General features: G+C 64.2%; 13 protein-coding genes and 1 riboswitch. Of the genes, 8 read left to right on the forward strand and 5 right to left on the reverse strand.

Annotated features, from left to right (window positions below; translation table 11 throughout):
- Positions 1–417 precede the first annotated feature (417 nt).
- The 8 genes from ACFQ00_RS13600 to ACFQ00_RS13635 all read left to right on the forward strand — a co-directional run bounded on the left by ACFQ00_RS13600 (position 418) and on the right by ACFQ00_RS13635 (position 10,937).
- A complete protein-coding gene (locus ACFQ00_RS13600) occupies positions 418–1,608 on the forward strand; it encodes an acyl-CoA dehydrogenase family protein (protein WP_381491800.1) in 1,191 nt (396 codons plus the stop codon).
- 44 nt (positions 1,609–1,652) lie between these two features.
- Entirely contained in the window at positions 1,653–2,741 is a 1,089-nt protein-coding gene (locus ACFQ00_RS13605; RefSeq protein WP_381491805.1) for an acyl-CoA dehydrogenase family protein, read from the forward strand.
- Positions 2,722–4,341, forward strand: a complete 1,620-nt coding sequence (locus ACFQ00_RS13610; RefSeq protein WP_381491807.1) for an AMP-binding protein — start codon at positions 2,722–2,724, stop codon at positions 4,339–4,341. The genes ACFQ00_RS13605 and ACFQ00_RS13610 overlap by 20 nt, the downstream gene beginning before the upstream one ends.
- A gap of 28 nt (positions 4,342–4,369) precedes the next feature.
- Positions 4,370–5,014, forward strand: a complete 645-nt coding sequence (locus ACFQ00_RS13615; RefSeq protein WP_381491810.1) for a TetR/AcrR family transcriptional regulator — start codon at positions 4,370–4,372, stop codon at positions 5,012–5,014.
- A gap of 187 nt (positions 5,015–5,201) precedes the next feature.
- A complete protein-coding gene (locus ACFQ00_RS13620; RefSeq protein ID WP_381491812.1) occupies positions 5,202–6,089 on the forward strand; it encodes an enoyl-CoA hydratase in 888 nt (295 codons plus the stop codon).
- A gap of 47 nt (positions 6,090–6,136) precedes the next feature.
- The gene (locus ACFQ00_RS13625) at positions 6,137–7,639 is read left to right on the forward strand and encodes an amidohydrolase family protein (RefSeq protein WP_381491814.1); all 1,503 of its coding nucleotides are present in this window, start codon (positions 6,137–6,139) and stop codon (positions 7,637–7,639) included.
- A 101-nt stretch (positions 7,640–7,740) separates the two neighbouring features.
- Positions 7,741–10,005 (forward strand): TonB-dependent receptor, encoded by a 2,265-nt coding sequence (locus ACFQ00_RS13630; RefSeq protein ID WP_381491816.1) that lies wholly within the window; start codon positions 7,741–7,743, stop codon positions 10,003–10,005.
- Positions 10,006–10,049: 44 nt separating this feature from the next.
- The gene (locus ACFQ00_RS13635) at positions 10,050–10,937 is read left to right on the forward strand and encodes an SMP-30/gluconolactonase/LRE family protein (RefSeq protein ID WP_381491819.1); all 888 of its coding nucleotides are present in this window, start codon (positions 10,050–10,052) and stop codon (positions 10,935–10,937) included.
- Positions 10,938–11,140: 203 nt separating this feature from the next.
- Here ACFQ00_RS13635 and metE read toward each other — a convergent pair whose 3' ends face one another.
- From metE to ACFQ00_RS13660, 5 genes are all read right to left on the reverse strand, one after another.
- Positions 11,141–13,480 carry a 5-methyltetrahydropteroyltriglutamate--homocysteine S-methyltransferase gene (metE, locus tag ACFQ00_RS13640; RefSeq protein WP_381491821.1) on the reverse strand — a complete coding sequence of 780 codons (2,340 nt, stop codon included), beginning with the start codon at positions 13,478–13,480 and terminating at the stop codon, positions 11,141–11,143.
- A gap of 240 nt (positions 13,481–13,720) precedes the next feature.
- A riboswitch (cobalamin riboswitch) is annotated at positions 13,721–13,940 on the reverse strand.
- A gap of 48 nt (positions 13,941–13,988) precedes the next feature.
- Complete coding sequence (prpB, locus tag ACFQ00_RS13645) at positions 13,989–14,897, reverse strand: methylisocitrate lyase (RefSeq protein WP_381491824.1); 909 nt, start codon at positions 14,895–14,897, stop codon at positions 13,989–13,991.
- 9 nt (positions 14,898–14,906) lie between these two features.
- A complete protein-coding gene (gene prpC, locus ACFQ00_RS13650) occupies positions 14,907–16,064 on the reverse strand; it encodes a bifunctional 2-methylcitrate synthase/citrate synthase (protein WP_381491826.1) in 1,158 nt (385 codons plus the stop codon).
- A 13-nt stretch (positions 16,065–16,077) separates the two neighbouring features.
- Positions 16,078–17,577, reverse strand: a complete 1,500-nt coding sequence (locus tag ACFQ00_RS13655) for an MmgE/PrpD family protein (protein WP_381491829.1) — start codon at positions 17,575–17,577, stop codon at positions 16,078–16,080.
- Positions 17,574–17,975, reverse strand: a complete 402-nt coding sequence (locus tag ACFQ00_RS13660) for an acyl-CoA thioesterase (protein ID WP_381491831.1) — start codon at positions 17,973–17,975, stop codon at positions 17,574–17,576. Before ACFQ00_RS13660 ends, ACFQ00_RS13655 begins: the two co-directional genes overlap by 4 nt.
- Positions 17,976–18,075 lie beyond the last annotated feature (100 nt).

Raw genomic sequence — 18,075 nt, forward strand, 5'->3', positions numbered from 1 at the left:
CGCGTTCGGAATATTTTTGATTATTGATTCATTAGTCATTATCTTCATGCACGGCGACGGGATGTCAAGGTCGTTTCATCCGGACCTGCTGCTGCCGGGTGTCGCAGGACAGGAACGCGGGTCTGGCTGTGGTCGCCGGGTCTGCTCCGGCAGAACCGGATAACGAGGCCGGTATTGGGCGACGATACCGCATTGTGGGGAGCCGACTGAGGCAAATGGGTGGCGCCGTCATGCGGCAGCCTGGGTCACGGGAAAAATTATTCTTGTATTTCTGCCGGTTGTTTCCGCGTTCATTCGAGGAATTGGGCCCCTCGCCGTTTGCGATGCAGGGCGTTTCCGGAGCGACATCCCTTGACATTATACCGTGCCGGGTGAGAATTATGACCAATGATTCAATAATCAAATTTAAGGAAGCTTGTGCTGCTTTCATCCGAGTTGCAGGCCTTTCAGGAAGAGGTGCGGCAGTTCTGTGCGGAGGAACTGCCTGCGGATATCCGCGCGAAGGTGCTGCGCAATCAGAAGCTGGAAAAGGACGATTACATCGCGTGGCAGCGGGCGCTGGACCGCAAGGGCTGGTTCGCCGGTCACTGGCCCGCCGAGCACGGCGGGCTGGGCTGGAGCGCGCTGAAGCGCTGGATCTTCGAGGAAGAGCTTTACGCCGCCGGGGCGCCCTGGCTGGTCCCCTTCGGCGTGTCCTACGTGGGGCCTGTCATCTACACCTTCGGCAACGTGGCGCAGAAGCGGACGCATCTGGAGCCGATCCGGCGTTCGGAAATCTGGTGGGCACAAGGATATTCGGAACCGGGTGCGGGGTCCGATCTCGCCAGCCTCTCGACGCGGGCGGTGCGCGACGGCGATCATTATCGCGTGACGGGTCAGAAGATCTGGATCTCCTATGCGCACTGGGCGGACAAGATGTTCCTGCTCGCGCGGACCTCGACCGAGGGCAAGCCGCAGGACGGCATATCCTTCCTGCTGCTCGACATGTCGGCGCCCGGCATCGTCGTGCGCCCTATCCCGACGATCGACCGGTATCATCACGTGAACGAGATTTTCCTCGATGACGTGAAGGTGCCTGTCGCCAACCTTGTCGGCGAGGAAAACCGGGGCTGGACCCAGGCCAAGTTCCTGCTGGACCGGGAAAGGTTGCTGACCGCCGAGGTCGGCAAGGCGCGCCGGCTGCTGCGGCGGCTGCTCGATATCGCGCGCGCGACGCCGTCCGGAAGCGGATCGCTCTCCGGGGACCGGCACTGGCGCCTGAAGTTCGCGGAGATCTACTCGGAAACGCTGACGCTCGAGGCGACCTGCCTCGATCTGCTGACGGAGGCGCAGAACGGCCGCGATCCCGGCCCCGTCGCCTCCATGCTCAAGATCGTCGGTTCCGAGCTTCTGCAAAGGATAAACGGAATGACGATCGATGCGATCGGCCTTCACGGGCTGGCCTACGACACCTCGGGGCTCTCGGCCGAGAGTCCGATGACCGGCGCCGCGCAGTTCGCCGGCAGCGTCCGCGAATATCTCTATTCGCGCGTGCTGAGCATCTACGGCGGCAGCAACGAGATCCAGCGCAACATCATCGCCCGCTCCGTGCTCGGGCTCGGCCGGTAATGGCGACGCTTGAACCGGAAATCGCCCGGCTGTTCGAGCACGAGGTGGGCCGCTTTCTCACGGACCACGGCCCGGCGGATCATGCGGGCACGGCGGTGGAGGGCTGGAAGGCTTACGCCGATCTCGGCTGGCTGGGGATCATGGTCCCCGAAGCGCATGGCGGCATGGGCGGCGGGCTTTCCGACTATCTGATCGTCGCGCGCGGCATCGGCGGTGCGTTGCTGAAGGCACCGATCACCCTGACGGCGGTCGTCGGCACGGAACTCGCACTGCACGTGGAAGACGTGGCTCAGCGGCAAACGCTGCTGGGCGGAATCTGCGACGGCTCGCTGGTCCTCGGCCTCGTCGGGTCGGGGAACGATCCGCCGGGCAGCGAGAACGGGCGCGTGGCGGCGTCGGCGGACTCCGGCGGCGTCCGGCTCACGGGGCGCTGCTTCTGCGTTCCGCACGCCGGGGATGCGAACCTCCTGCTGGTCGTCGCACAGTCGGCGGGGCGGGAGGACGGTCTCTATCTCGTGGATCCGGTGTCGGAGGGGCTGGAACTGCATGGCTACCCGATGATCGACGATCGAAACGCAGCCACGGTGGTGTTCGATCGCGTGTTCGTTCCCCGCGATCGCAGGCTTGCCGTACCTTCGGTGGCCGCGGCGATGGAGAAGGCGGGCCTGTCAGCGGCGGTGGCGACCGCGGCCGAGGCGGCCGGGGCGATGCGCGCGCTCAACGAGCTGACGCTGGAGCATGTCAGGTCGCGGCGGCAGTTCGGCCGGGCGCTCGCGGACTTCCAGGTCCTCCAGCACCGGCTGGTCGACATGATGATCGCGGAGCGCCGGTCCGCCGCGATCGTCAAGACGGCGGCGGAAGCGATCGATACGGGCTCGCCGCTCGCGGCCCGGCTGGCCGCCGCCGCGAAGATCACGGCCGACCGGGCCGGGCGCTTCGTGGGAGAGGCCGCGATCCAGCTTCACGGGGGCATGGGGATGAGCGAGGAATGCGCGGCGGGCCGGTATCTCAAGAGCCTGCTGTATCTCGCCCAGAACTGGGGCGTGGCCGAGGCGCATCTCGATCGTTTGGCCGACGCCGTGATATGTGAACTCACGGAGCAGGGAGCCGCTGATGTCCGGCACGACGCGTAACTGCATGGCCGTCGACCACTATGCTGCGTCGGGTGTCTGGCGCGAGCGGACCGTCGCCATGGATGCGCTCGACCACGCGTTTGCCGATCCGGACGGCGCCGTGTTCGTCGGCGAGGATGCGCCGTGGACATATGCGTCGGTGATGTCCGATGCAGAGGCGCTGGCCGCGAGCCTTCAAGATCTCGGCCTCCGGCCCGGCGATGTCCTCAGCTTCCAGTTGCCCAACTGGCCGGAGACCGCGGTCATCAACCTCGCCGCCTGCCGGCTTGGCCTCGTGTGCTGTCCGCTGGTGCCGATCTACCGCGACAACGACCTGGCGTTCATGCTGCGGGATTCGCGAAGCCGGGTCCTGTTCATCCCGGGCACGTTTCGCGGCTTTTCCTATACGGAGATGCTGGAACGGCTGAAGCCGTCGCTGCCCGACCTGCACATCGTGACCGTGCGCAGCGGCGCGCCGGGGATGCTCGATTTCCGGCATCTGGTGACGGCGGGCGCCGGACGCCGCCTCGATTGGCCTGAAGTGTCGCCGCATAGCCCGAAACTGCTGCTCTACACATCGGGCACCACCGGCCTGTCGAAAGCGGTGCTGCACGATCACAACACGCTGGCGCGCGCGATCTCGGTGAGCGCCGACCACTGGGGCGTGCGGGAAGGCGACGTGGTGTTCATGCCGTCCCCGGTCACGCACGCTACCGGTTACAGCAATGCCCTCGAGCTTCCGTTCATGGCGGGAACCCGCGGCCTGCTGATGGAGCGATGGGATTCGACCGCCGCGGTGACCTTGATCGACACGCACGAGGCCACGGTAACGGTCGGCGCCACGCCATTTTTGAAGGAACTCACGGCCTCGGCGCTGGCGGCGGCGTCCGATCTTCCCAGCCTGCGGGTCTTCGCCTGCGGCGGCGCGTCGGTGCCGGAGACGGTCATCGATGCGGCCAATGCGGCGTTCAGGCAGAAGCCGGCGTTTCGCGTCTACGGCAGCACAGAGGCGCCCTATATCACGCTGGGCTTTCCGGGAAGCGATCCGGCGCGCCGCGGCGCCACGACGGACGGCGCCGTCGTCGACTACGAGGTGCGGGTGCTGGACGATGCCGGCGCGGACCTCCCGCGCGGAAGCGAGGGCGAGATCGCCGTGCGCGGCCCCTCGCTGTTTCGCGGCTACATGCGCGAGGAGGACAATCAGGACAGCTTCACGCCGGACGGTTTCTTCCTGACCGGCGACATCGGCATCTATCGCGACGACGGGGCGATCCTGATCACCGATCGCAAGAAAGACCTGATCATCCGCGGCGGCGAGAACATCAGCGCCCGGGAAATCGAGCACTACCTGCATCGCCACCCGGCCGTTTCCGAAGCGTCCGTCGTGGCCATGCCGCACGCCCGGCTTGGCGAGGGCGTATGCGCCTATGTCATAGTGGAAGAAGGGCAGGCGCTCTCGTTGCCAGACCTCGCGGACTTTCTGCTGGCCGAGCGGCTCGCCCCGCAGAAGGTGCCCGAGCGGCTGGAAATTTTGATGGACTTTCCGCGGACTCCATCTGGTAAGGTCAGGAAAAACGTGCTGCGGCAGATGGCGCTGGAAAGCCCCGCTGCCGGCGGATGAGGACAGGGCCGGAAAGGAGCGTACGGACGTGGTGAAGGCGGCAGCGCGGCGCGGAAAGAGCGACGCGCGTATCAAGAAGGATCAGGCGACCCGCCTGCTTCTCATCGAGACGGCCGGAAAGCTGATCGGTGAGCATGGCTATGCCGGCTGCTCGATCGCGCGCCTGACGCTCAGCGTCGGTATCGCTCACGGCGCCTTCTATCTGCACTTCGCTTCGCAGCAGGATCTGTTCGACCAGATCCTGCCGACCCTCGGCACCGAAATGGCCGACGAGATCGGCAATGCTGTTCGCGACTGCATGAACGTCGTGGAAGCCGAGCGTCGCGGATTCCTCGCGAACTTCGAATATCTGAACCGGCATCCCTACATGTACCGTGTGATGGCCGAGGCCGAACTCTTCGCGCCCGCGGCCTATATGCGCTACCAGAAGTCCGCGGTCGAGAAATACGCGAAGTCGCTGAAGCGGAACATGGCCCCGGAACTGGCCGGCCAGTTCGAACTGGAAGAGCTGAAGGTGATCGCGACCGCGCTGGTCGGCGCGCGGATAAACCTGCTGCGAAACTACGGCGTGAAGGACTGGATGATCCACCCGATCCCGCCCGGCGTTCTCGATGCCTATGAACGCTTTACCGCGCACAGTTTGCGCGCGCTCGTGTCGGACCATCGCGCCTGAGGCCCGCGCGGCGGTACTGATGCACTTGTCGCGGACGGTTCCGGCGGTCCCACGGACGCCTGAACGGCAGTAACAAGGATTTCAATGCGAACGCGCAAAATTTTCGGTAGTCACATGCTTAAAAATGATCTATGAATCATAAATCAAAAATATCAATATCGCGATGATCCGGGTGAGGGGAATATTGGTGCAAATCGAGTCGTCTCCCGTTCTTTATGCCGTAGACAGCGCCGGTATCGCGCGCATCACGCTCAACCGGCCCGAGACCGGAAATGCCCAGAATGTCGCGATGACCTATGCCCTGAACGACGCGTTCGTGCGGGCGGCGCACGACAACGCGGTTCGGGTGATCATCCTCGGCGGTGCCGGGAAACATTTTTCCACCGGGCACGATCTGAAGGACCAGACCTTCGATGCCGTGGGCCGCGATTATCCGCTGACATCCACGTGGGCCGACATCGATCTCGACAGTATCGAGGGTTGGTACGGCTGGGAACGCGAGGCCTTTCTCGACATGTGCCGACGCTGGCGGTCGATCCCCAAGCCGGTCATCGCCGAGGTGCGCGGTGCCTGCATCGGCGGCGGCCTGATGCTGGCGTGGGTCTGCGACCTGATCATAGCAGCGGAGAACGCATTCTTTCAGGATCCCGTGGTCGCGTTCGGCGTAGGCGGTGTCGAGTACCTGTCCCACGCCTGGGAACTGGGTGCGCGGCAGGCCAAGGAAAAGCTCTTCACGACGGACCGGTGGACCGCCGACGAGGCGCTGGCGTGGGGCATGGTGAACCGCGTGGTGCCGCTGGACGCGCTTGAGCAGACGACGCTGGAACTGGCGCGAAAGATCGCCGCGAAACCCGCTTTCGCGCTGAAGATGGCGAAGGAGGCGATCAACGGCTCGTTGGACGCGCAAGGTCTGCAGCAGGCGATTGATCGTGGCTTCGCGCTGCACCAGCTTGCCCACGCGCAGAACCGTCTGAAGTTCGGCGGATTGCTCGATCCCACCGGATTGCCCGAAGCGATCAGGACGTCGGGCGAGGTGTGCGAGCTCGTCATCGGAAAGCCGATCGGCGAGGCTTGAGAACGATGCCGGCCGGCTGGCCGGAAAGCTGAAATGGAGGTGGCGGCGTGTGGCTCAGTGAGAAACAGAAAAAGGCACTTGTCGGTGCGGATGAAGTCTCGTCGGGATACCCGATCCCGACCCGCATGATCACCAACGGCGAGTTCATGCCGATCGAGCAGACCGACGACCAGAAGCGCGTCGAACGGGAAATCGAATCGCTGAGCGAGACTTTCGCTTCGAAGAACCACATGCCGCGGCGCTCGTTCCTTGTCAGCGCGGCGGGGATGGCGGCCTCGTTCCTCGCGATGAATCGCGTGTTCGGCGACTTCTTCAATGTTTCGACGGCGGAGGCCGCCGATCTCGGTGAGGCGCTGCAGGTACGCGAACGCTACCGCGACCAGATGATCGTCGATTCGCAGCTCCATTTCGTGCGCAGCGATTTCAAGCCTTCCGAATCCCTCATTGCGCTCGGCGAGTATGCGAAGAAATGGAATCCGATTCTCGAAAAGGAAGGGATCACCAACGATCGCTTCAAGCTCGACAACTTCGCCAAGGAAGTCTTTTTCGACAGTGACACCAAGATCGGCCTGATCAGCGCGGCGCCTGCCGAACATGGCGACAACGTCTTCATGGACAATGCCGCGCTGGCGGCGACGCGTCATGCCTTCAACCGCGTTTCGGGATCACGCCGGATGCTTTGCCATTCCGTGATCTGGCCGGGGCAGGACGGCTGGCTGGACGCGATCGACGAGGCGATCGAAGTGCACAAGCCGGACGGCTGGAAGGGATACACGCTCGGCGATCCGTTCGTGAATTCCAAGTACCCGTGGCGGATGGACGACGAGAAGGTGATGTATCCGGGCTATGAAAAGATGGTCCGGTCCGGAATCCGCACGGTCTGCGTCCACAAGGGCCTCCTGCCGGACAATTACAAGGATATCTTCGACCACTGGCACCACGCCAAGGTCGATGACGTGGGCAAGGCCGCGAAGGATTGGCCGGAGCTGACGTTCGTCATCTTTCATTCGGGCTTTCGTCCGCTGCTGAGCTCGCCGGAGCCGGAACTGCAGCGCTTCGAAAAGGAACAACGCATCGACTGGGTCACCGATCTGGCGGAGATCCCCGAGAAGTACGGCGTCAACAATGTCTATGCCGAGCTTGGAACCACATTCGGCAGCTGCGCCGTCACACATCCGCGGCTCGCGGCCGCGATCCTCGGTCAGCTCATCCAGAAAATGGGGTCCGACCGCGTTATCTGGGGCACGGATTCGGTCTGGTACGGTTCGCCGCAATGGCAGATCGAGGCGCTGCGCCGCATCGAGATACCGGACGATATGCAGAAAGCGTACGGCTTCGCGCCGCTGGGCGCGGCGGACGGACCGGTGAAGCAGGCGATTTTCAGCGGCAATGCCGCGCGCGTGTTCAATCTGGGGAACGACATCGCGAACGGGGCGTGGCGGAACGACAGGCTCAGCGCCGTCAAGACCGACTACCTCGCGAATGGCGGAACGCCGTCCAACACGTTCTACGGTTTCGTTCAGAACCTGAGGAGCGAAGGCGCCCGCTGATCCGCATCGGGCGCTTTCCGGAATTCCGCAAACGGTCAGCCGGCTCAGCCGGTGAATGAAGGGCCTGACCTGCCCGAAAACCAAAGTTGGGGGGAGAGACTATGAAGACTGGAACCATGCCATCCCTGTTGAAGTCCGCTGGCTATGCGGCGCTGCTCGTCGGGGGTGCCCTGTCCGTCTCCGGGCAGAGTTTCGCGCAGACGAACGATACCGTTGATACAGTCGGCCTCGAGGATATCGTCATCACGGCGCAGCGCCGCGAATCCAGTCTTCAGGCGACCGCCATGGCCGTGGCTTCGCTTTCCGGCGATGATCTTGCGCAGCGTTCGATTGCCGACATCGAGGCGCTCGGCCAGCTGTCGCCGAGCATGAACGTCGCCTTCTATCAGGGCGAGGCGCAGATCTTCATCCGGGGCATCGGCTATGCCGGCGTGATCGGCGGCACCGACAGCTCGACCGCGCTCCATGTCAACGGCGTCTACCTGTCCCGCTCGTCGGCCGCCGTGCCGGGCTTTTTCGATGTCGAGCGCGTGGAGACGGTGCGCGGACCGCAGGGCACGCTTTACGGGCGAAATGCCACCGGCGGTTCGGTCAATGTCATCTCGAAGATGCCGACCGACGAATTCAGCATGGATGCATCGCTGCTCGTGGGCAATTACGACCGGTATCAGGTCTTCGCAGCGGCGAGTGGGCCGATCGTCGAGGACAAGCTGCGGGTGAGGGCCGCGGTCCAGCTCGAGGATCGCGACGGCTACACCGTCGTCACGCGGCCTGGCGGCTCGAAGGACCGGATCGAGGACAAGAGCGATATCACCGCGCGCCTGACGCTCGATTACAAGGCGTCGGACACGCTCGATTTCCTTCTGATCGGCGACTATTACAGGGCCGACGATTCCGCGATCGTGTGGTTCTACAACGGGCCGGGCGCTGCCAACAATCCGTTCTATCGCGACTATCTCGCCGACAACGGCGGCGCGCTTCCGGCGCCGGGGTCGCGCCATATCTCGTCCGATATCACGCCGTTCAACAAGCTGGAAATCTGGGGTGTCAGCCTCAAGGGAACCTTGCAGCTGGGCGACTACACGCTGACGTCGCTGACGGCTTACAAGAAGACCAATCCGTACAATTTCAACGACACCGACCTGACGACGGTAAACGCCTTCACGCAGCTGAAGGAGGAAGACCACCGGCAATGGAGCCAGGAGTTTCAGCTTGTTTCTCCGGATACCGGAAACTTCAGCTGGATATTGGGTCTCTACTATTTCCACGAGAAGAACGACATTCGTAACGAGTATTTTCTGAATCATGTCGATGCCCTGTTCGGGTTCCCCGATGATCCGGAGTGCTGCCTGCTGCGCCTGAACGGATCGACCAAGACTGATGCGTTCGCCGTGTTCGGAGAGGCCGAGTACGGTTTGACGGACCGATTGAAGCTGGTGCTCGGCGGCCGCTACAGCACCGAGAAGCGCGACGGCAGCAATGACCTCGTTTTCGTGGACTTCCTGACGCCGGCCCTGGACAACGTGGCACCGTTCGACGCGAAGACGTTCAACGCCTTCACGCCGAAAGTCGGCCTCAACTTCCAGGCAAACGATGAGGTGCTTGTCTATGCCTCGGCATCGCGCGGTTTCAAGAGCGGTGGTTTCAACGCGGGCAGTTATCAGAACACGCCGTTCGATCCCGAGAAGATCTGGGCTTACGAAGCCGGTATCAAGAGCGACCTGTTCGACCGGCGACTGCGGATGAATCTTTCCGCTTTCTATTATGACTATACCGATCTTCAGGTTCTCGATGTCGAAGGCCAGAACACGATTCTGCGCAATGCCGCCAAGTCGGTGATCAAGGGGGTCGAGCTGGAAGGCAAGGCGCTGCTTACGCCTGAATTCGAAATCGATTTCGGCGCGACCTATCTCGACGGCGCGTTCAAGGATACCTGCCTTGCCGATCCCAAGTATCCGCTTCCCGCGCCGGAGCCGGGATGCACGGCGCCAAATCAGAGAAATCTCGACGGCTCTCCGCTGCCGCGCGCGCCGAAGTTCAAGATGGTGCTCGGTGCGCAGTACACGGCCGACCTCGGCGATGCGGGCCGTGTCATCCTTCGCGGCGACTACAGCCTGCAGTCGCGGCAGTACTTCAATGCCTTCAAGATCGAGGAAATGTCGCAGAAGAAGTTCGGCTGGCTGAAGGCCAGGGTGACCTATGTCGCCCCGTCGGAGACATGGAAGATCGCGGCCTTCGTGGACAATATCACGAACGAGAAGGTGAAGACCAGCATGACCTACTGGGCCGATCTCGCCGATGGCATCACCGCGAGCGTGCTGGCACCGCCGCGGACCTACGGCGTGCAGGCCAGCCTTTCGTTCTGATCGGATAGACGGCGGAGCAAGGCGCATCCGGAAGGGAGATTCCTGTGCAAGCGGGTGAAGCGATCGGCGAAGAATGCGAAGGGCCGCTTCACAATCTGGCCGGGAAGCTGGTTTTCCCCGAGGGGCCGCGCTGGCATTCGGGCCGGCTGTGGTTCTCGGACATGGAGGACATGCGCGTCCGGTCTGTCGGCCCCGGCGGCGATGTCCGCGACGAACTCGTGCTCGACGATTATCCGTCCGGCCTCGGCTGGCTGCCCGACGGCACCTTGCTCGTCGTATCGGTGAAACGCCGGCAGGTGCTGGCACTGGCGAACGGCGAGGTCCGCGTGCATGCGGATCTCGCCCGCCATGCGCTCTCCTATGCGAACGATATGGTCGTCGACAGCAAGGGCCGCGCCTATGTCGGAAGCATGGGCTTCGACATCTGGGCCGACCCGGAATTCAAGCCCGGCAACATCTGTCGCGTCGATCCTGACGGATCGGTGCGGGTCGTCGCCGACCGATTGGCCTTCCCCAACGGCAGCGTCATCATGCCGGACGGCCGGACGCTGATCGTTGCGGAAAGCCTGGGCGGAAAACTGACCGCATTTTCGATCGCGGAGGACGGCTCGCTCGGCGAGGCACGTACGTGGGCCGAAATGGAGGGAGAAACGCCGGACGGTATTTGTTTGGATGCCGCCGGCGGAATCTGGGTGGCAAGCGCGATTCCCGGGCGTGTGCTGCGCTACGAGGCGGGCGGGCGGGTGACGCACCACGTTCGCCTGCCGGAAGGCCGCAGCGCCTTTGCCGTCGCGCTCGGCGGCGTTGATGGGCGCGACCTATTCCTCGCGATGTCGTCCGTCCACGGAGACACGCGCGAAGCGCGCCTGTCGAACCGGCCAGGCAGCATCATGGTCGCCCGCGCACCTTATCCGGGCGCGCAGTCCGAATGAGTGATGCGTCCTGAGGCAGGTTGTTGGTTTAAGCGAACCGCCGCTGATCGAGAAGCCGACCGGCGCGATGCTGGCGGAAGCACAGCCGCTTAAAGCAATGGCTCTCTATCGAAAACCTGCTCATCGTTTTAGCGGGCACGCCATGTCCAACGCCCGATGGTATTATCGGTCATTGAACATGGCAGAGAAACCAGCGCGGACGATTAAATTTTCGAAATGCAGGCCCTCAGCGCGGCAGCTGCAGCCACCATGTTGACCAGCGCCGGTTTTACGTCTTCCCATTTTCGAGTCTTGAGACCGCAATCGGGATTCACCCATAGCTGGCTTGCGGACAGGCTTTCGCTTGCCTTGACGAGAAGCGTTTCCATTTCGGCCGTCGAAGGTACGCGCGGTGAGTGGATATCGTAGACTCCCGGCCCGATCTCGTTGAGGTAGCTGTAGGCGGAGAATGCACCTAGAAGCTCCATCTTCGATCGCGCCGTCTCGATCGAGATCACATCGGCATCCATCGCGCCGATGGCGGCGATGATGTCGTTGAACTCCGAATAGCACATGTGCGTGTGGATCTGGGTTTCTGGTTTCACGCCCGATGCAGCGAGGCGAAACGCATCGACCGCCCAATCGAGGTAACACTGCCAATCGACACGGCGCAGCGGCAGGCCCTCGCGTAGCGCCGCTTCGTCGATCTGCACGATCTTCGCCCCCGCGGCTTCAAGGTCCACCACTTCGTCGCGGATGGCGAGCGCGATCTGACGACAGGTATCCGCACGCGGCTGGTCGTCGCGCACGAACGACCATTGCAGGATCGTCACCGGGCCTGTCAGCATCCCCTTCACCGGCTTGTCGGTCAGCGACTGTGCGTAGCGCCACCAATCCACCGTCATCGGCTTCGGCCGCGCGACGTCGCCGTAGATGATCGGCGGCCGCACGCAGCGCGATCCGTAGCTCTGTACCCAGCCGCCGCGCGTGAAGGCGAATCCCGAAAGCTGCTCGCCGAAATACTGCACCATGTCGTTGCGCTCGAACTCGCCGTGGACGAGCACGTCGAGCCCGATTTCCTCCTGCCAGCGGATGGCGCGCTCCGTCTCCTCGCGGAGGAACGCGTCATATCCCACGTCGTCGAGCAAGCCCTTGCCGTGTGCTGCGCGCGCCTTGCGCACCTCTGCTGTCTGCGGGAAGGAACCGATGGTGGTCGTCGGCAGCGGCGGCAGATCGAGGATCGCCCGTTGCGCCGCGATACGCTCGGCGAACGGCGTCGCCCGCACGGACCAGCCCGCGTCCACGCTCGCCAGCCGCGCGCGTACCGCCGGGTCGCGCACCAGCGGCGAGGCCCGCCGCGCGGCGATCGAGGCCGCATTCGCCGCCAGCGCCTCCGCAACGCTTTCGCGCCCATTGTTCAGCGCCTTGCCGAGCAGCGCGAGTTCCTCCAGCTTCTGCACGCCGAACGCCAGCCAGTCCTTCACTTGCGGATCGAGCTTCGTTTCGAGGTCGAGATCGATCGGTGCGTGCAGCAGCGAACACGAAGGCGCGATCAGCAGCTTCGTGCGCCGCGCCGCGACCGGAGCGATCCGGTCGAGCACGGCGGCGAGATCGGTCTTCCACACGTTGCGCCCGTCGACGACGCCGAGCGACAGCGTGAGGTTCGCGGGCGCCTTTTCCACAACGGCATCCAGTTGCTCCGGCGCGCGCACCAGATCGACATGCAGACCCGCGACCGGCAGGCCGACCGCCGTATCGAGATTGTCGCCGAGCCCGCCGAAATACGTGGCCAGCATCAGCTTCAGCCCGGAAACGCGCTCGGCGAATTCGGCATAGGCGGTGCGGAACGCCGCGCGCGCCTTGTCATCGAGGTCGAGCACCAGCGCAGGCTCGTCGATCTGCACCCAGTCCGCACCGGCATCGCGCAGCCGCGACAGCAGTTCGACATACACCGGCAGCAGTTCGCCGAGCAGCGACAGCGGTTCGAATCCTTCCTGTGCGGATTTCGCGAGCAGCAGCCATGTCACCGGGCCGATGATGACGGGCCGCGTGTGGATGCCGAGCGCTTTCGCTTCGCGGAATTCATCGACCGGCTTCGTCGTGGTCAGTTCGAAGCGTTGGCGCGGGCCGATCTCCGGCACGAGATAATGATAGTTGGTGTCGAACCACTTGGTCATTTCCTGCGCGGGCACATCGCCTTTCCCGTGCCCGTTTCCGTGCCCATGCGTGCAGCCGGTGTCGCTGTTCCCCGCCTGCGTGCCGCGTGCCATCGCGAAATAAACGTCGAGCGAATCCGGCGCGCCGAGCGGGCGATAGATCGCGGGAATCGCGCCCAGCATCACGCTGGTATCCAGCACCTGATCGTAGAACGAGAAATCGCCCGACGGCACGACATCGAGCCCCAGCGCCTGCTGGCGCTGCCAGGTCGCGGCGCGCAGCTCTTTCGCGGTGCCGAGCAGCGCCTCGCGCGTGGTCTTGCCGGACCAGCAGGATTCGAGCGCGGTCTTCAGTTCGCGGCGTGCGCCGATGCGGGGAAAGCCGAGGTTGCTGACGTAAACGGGCATGGGAAATCTCCTTCCGGCAAGGCGCTCCGCCTGCCGGTTTCTGGTGTGCGAAAATGCTGCTGGGGAAATGGCGCGCCGCGTCAGCGGGACGCAGCGCGCCTGCTCATTCGGACGGAAAACATCGGACGGGTCATCGGTTCACACCTGCACTATGGGCAGACACACCGATGGGCGCGCGAGGCATGGACCAGCGGCCCGTGCACGGCATCTCGCGCGATCCACCGGGGCACCCCGCCCGAGGAAACGTATCGCGACGAGGCAGGTCTCCTGGCTCGCGGGTCATCGCTGCGGCTCCGGCCTTCCCGACGCAATCACGCGCCAGTGGCATGAAAGGAACCGCCGCTCGCCGCTTACAGTTGCGGGGGCAGCGCCGGATTCCACCTGCACGCAGGCGCCACCGGCTTCCCGTCTTAGCCCGGCGCGCTTGCGCACGCCGGGAACCTCGACCCATGCACCTTACCGTGCCCGCCGCCGGTGTCAACACGAACATAAAGAAATCTTTATATCCTTATTGCGATGGCAGCACCGTCCTCACGATCGAGGCATCCAGCGCCTCATAATCGTGAAGACCGATCGTCTCGTAGAGTTCGGCGCGCGTCTGCATCTCGCCGATCATGTTGTGCGTGCCGCCGTCCTTCGCAATGGCGGCGTAGAGCTTCGCCTGCGCCTTGTTGGCAGCGCGCAGGCTGGAAACCGGCCAGATCACCATCCTGTAGCCCATCTCCTGGAATTCGGAGGCGGTGAAAAACGGCGTCTTTCCGAATTCGGTCATGTTCGCGAGCAACGGCACGCCCGGCATGGCCTTCGCGAACGCCTCGAACATCTCGCGCGTCACCAGCGCCTCGGGGAAGATTGCTTCGGCCCCCGCTTCGACATACAGCTTCGCGCGCGCCACCGCCGCTTCAAAACCTTCGACCCCCGCCGCATCGGTGCGCGCGACGATCACCATGTCCCGCGCGGCCCTTTTCGCGGCGGCAACCTTGGTGGCCATGTCGTGTGCATCGGCGAGTTTCTTGCCATTGAGGTGCCCGCATTTCTTCGGCAGGATCTGGTCTTCCAGATGCACGGCGCCCGCGCCCGCCTCCTCGAAGCTGCGCACCATGTGCATCACGTTCAGCGCCTCGCCATAGCCGGTGTCGCCGTCCACCAGCAGCGGCAGGCCGGATGCGCGCACGATCTGCCGGATGAAGAACGCCACCTCGTCCACGGTGATGATGCCGAGGTCGGGAAGCCCCATGCTTGCGGTCATCGCTGCGCCCGAAAGGTAAAGACCCTCGAACCCGGCCGCCTTCGCCTGCAATGCGGCGTGGCCGTTGTGGGCGCCCGGAAGCTGGAAAATTTGCGGCCGTTCCAGAAGCGCGCGGAACCGTTTCCCCGCACTTTGCTTCGGCAATTCGTCTGCAATCAGATACGGCATATTCGCTCCTTACGCGGCCGGGATCTCGCCGCGCCGCGCGAGCGGCACGAAGGCGAGATTCTCGGGGCCGATATAGTTCGCCGACGGGCGGATGATCTTGTTGTCCTGCCGCTGCTCGATCACGTGCGCCGCCCAGCCGGATGTGCGCGCGATGACGAACAGCGGCGTGAACATCGCCGTCGGCACGCCCATCAGGTGGTAGGAAACGGCACTGAACCAATCGAGGTTGGGGAACATACGCTTCGCATCCCACATCACCTGCTCGATGCGCTCGGCGACCCTGAACTGCCGGTGTGCGCCCTGTTCGTCGGCGAGCGCCTGCGCGACACGCTTGATGACGACATTGCGCGGATCGGCCACCGTGTAGACGGGATGGCCGAACCCGATGACGACCTCCTTCGCGGCGACGCGGCGGCGGATATCGGCCTCGGCCTCATCGGCATTCGCGTAGCGCTTCTGGATCTCGAAGGCGACCTCGTTGGCGCCGCCGTGCTTCGGGCCGCGCAGCGCGCCGATCGCGCCCGCGATGCACGAATACATGTCGGAGCCTGTACCCGCGATCACCCGCGCGGTGAACGTGGAGGCGTTGAACTCGTGTTCCGCATATAGGATCAGCGACGTGTGCATCGCGCGCACGAAGCTGTCGGATGGTGCCCGCCCGCGCAGCAGGTGCAGGAAATGCCCGCCGATGCTGTCATCGTCGGTTTCCACCTCGATCCGCCGCCCGTGGTGCGCAAAGTGATACCAGTAAAGCAGGATCGATCCGAGCGATGCCATCAGCCGGTCCGCGATATCCCGCGCGTCGGGCAGGTTGTGGTCGTGCGTCTCCGGCAGCATGCAGCCGAGCGCCGAGACGCCGGATCGCATCACGTCCATCGGGTGCGCGGCGGCGGGGATCGCCTCCAGCGCCGCCTTCACCGATTGCGGCAGGCCGCGCAGCCCCTTCAGCTTTGCCTTGTACGCGGCAAGCTGCACGGGCGTCGGCAGTTCGCCGTGAACGAGCAGGTGCGCGATCTCCTCGAATTCGCTCGTCTCGGCGAGATCGAGGATGTCGTAGCCCCGATAATGCAGATCGTTTCCCGTACGGCCCACCGTGCAGAGCGCGGTGTTGCCCGCGGCGACGCCCGAAAGCGCCACTGACTTCTTGGGCTTGAACTGGGCTCCCATTTTTTTCTCCGGTTCAGAAGATGCCGGCCGGTGCGGCCGCGCCCAGCCGCTCGGCCGGTACGATGAAATTGAGCTGCGCGACCTCGGCCGCGCTCAGCAGCGGCAGGCGCTCCACGAGGCCGATGAAGCGATCCTGCTCGGCCCGCTCGACGATTCCCTCCGCCAGCGTGCGGAACTTCTCGATGTATTGCGGGCGTGCGAACGGCCGCGCACCTGCCGGGTGGGCATCGGCAACACCGAGTTCGTCGACGATCGAGCGGCCGTCCTTCATCTTGATGATGACCTTGCCGCCGAACGCCTTGTCGCTGCCCTTGGCGTGATAGCGCGCGGTCCACGCCGGGTCCTCCTCGGTGGAGATCTTGTGCCACAGGTCCACCGTGTCCGGTCGCTGCGCGCGTTCGGGGGCGTAGCTCCGCGCGTGGTGCCAGCCGCCGTCCTGCAGCGCGACCGCGAAGATATACATGATCGAATGGTCTAGTGTTTCGCGGCTCGCCTTCGGGTCCATCTTCTGCGGGTCGCTCGCGCCGGTGCCGATCACGTAATGCGTGTGATGGCTGGTCTTGATGAGGATGCTTTCCACATCGCCGAAATCGCCGACCTTCGGCCCCATGCGCTTCGCGAGGTCGATCAGCGCCTGGCTCTGGTATTCGGCTGAATATTCCTTGGTGTAGGTGTCGAGGATCGCGCGCTTCGGCTCGCCCGGCTCGGGCAGCGGCACCTGATAGCTGTGCGCCGGGCCGGAAAGCAGCCACGCGATGAAGCCGTCCTCGCCTTCATAGGCGGGCGAGGGGGCGCCTTCGCCGCGCATCGCGCGGTCCACCGCCTCGATCGCCATCTTGCCCGCGAACGCGGGAGCATAGGCCTTCCACGTCGAAATCTCGCCCTTGCGCGATTGGCGCGTCGTCGTCGTCACGTGCAGCGCCTGCTGGATCGCCTGATACGTCACTTCGGTCGAAAGCCCGAGCAGCGCACCGATACCGCCCGCCGCGCTCGGCCCCAGATGCGCAATGTGATCGATCTTGTGCTCGTGAAGGCAGAGGCCTTTCACCAGATCGACCTGGATTTCATATCCGGCCGCGATGCCGCGCACGAGTGCTGCGCCGTCCAGCCCCTTTGCCTGTGCGACGGCGAGGATCGGCGGGATGTTGTCGCCGGGGTGGCTGTAATCGGCGGCGAGGAACGTGTCGTGGAAATCGAGTTCGCGCACGGCGACGCCGTTCGCCCATGCCGCCCATTCGGGGCTCACCTTCACATCCGGCGGCAGGCCGAACACCGCCGCGCCGCGCGCCGCCTGATGGCCGAGCGCCTGCGCCCGCGCCGAGCGAATCGGGCCGCGCGCCACGGAAGCCGCCGCGACGGCGGCGTTGTCGATGATGCGGTTGCCGATCATCTCGATCACGTCCGCTTCGACGGCAACCGGATCGGTCGCGACGGCGGCAAGTTTCCACGCGAGCTGGTCCTCGCGCGCCAGCGGTTCGGCGGATTTATAGGTGCGGACGGTGTGCAGCTTCATGAATTCACGCTTCCTTCGTTGCGGGGTATTCGGGATCGACAGGTACCGGCCTGCCGTTCGCGTCGACGGCGACCATCTCGAACTGGCCGCGCATCGCCGGTTGTCAGGGTTTCGACCGTCACGGCGACCTCGACGGTCATCGAGGTACGGCCGACGCGGGAGACGTGCGCTGCCAGCTCGACAAGCTGGCCAACCGCGACGGGCATATGGAATGCGACCTTGTCGGAGGTGGCCATCACGACGGTTCGGCGGGCGCGGCGGCTGGCGGCGACGAACGCTGCCTTGCCCATCAGGCTGAGCGCGGTGCCGCCGAACAGCGTGCCGTAGTGGTTCGCCTGCTCGGGGAAGACCATCTCCACGAAGCGGGTCTCGTCCGACCGATCATTGTGCATCCGCATCGCGCTCCTCCGCCGGACGCTTGCCGTCGCAGCAAATTCGCAATATTCACACTCTCGGTGAGTCGATAAGTCCTGAATTTGCAAAGATTTGTGGACGATT

It is taken from the genome of Sphingosinicella xenopeptidilytica, from assembly GCF_042676985.1.
GTDB lineage: Bacteria > Pseudomonadota > Alphaproteobacteria > Sphingomonadales > Sphingomonadaceae > Sphingosinicella > Sphingosinicella xenopeptidilytica.

Coding starts and splice junctions, on each gene's coding strand:
- prpB (WP_381491824.1), bottom strand. CDS start 14,897: ATGCCGTATCTGATTGCAGACGAATTGCCGAAGCAAAGTGCGGGGAAA.
- ACFQ00_RS13655 (WP_381491829.1), bottom strand. CDS start 17,577: ATGAAGCTGCACACCGTCCGCACCTATAAATCCGCCGAACCGCTGGCG.
- metE (WP_381491821.1), bottom strand. CDS start 13,480: ATGCCCGTTTACGTCAGCAACCTCGGCTTTCCCCGCATCGGCGCACGC.
- ACFQ00_RS13660 (WP_381491831.1), bottom strand. CDS start 17,975: ATGCGGATGCACAATGATCGGTCGGACGAGACCCGCTTCGTGGAGATG.
- ACFQ00_RS13630 (WP_381491816.1), top strand. CDS start 7,741: ATGAAGACTGGAACCATGCCATCCCTGTTGAAGTCCGCTGGCTATGCG.
- ACFQ00_RS13610 (WP_381491807.1), top strand. CDS start 2,722: ATGTCCGGCACGACGCGTAACTGCATGGCCGTCGACCACTATGCTGCG.
- prpC (WP_381491826.1), bottom strand. CDS start 16,064: ATGGGAGCCCAGTTCAAGCCCAAGAAGTCAGTGGCGCTTTCGGGCGTC.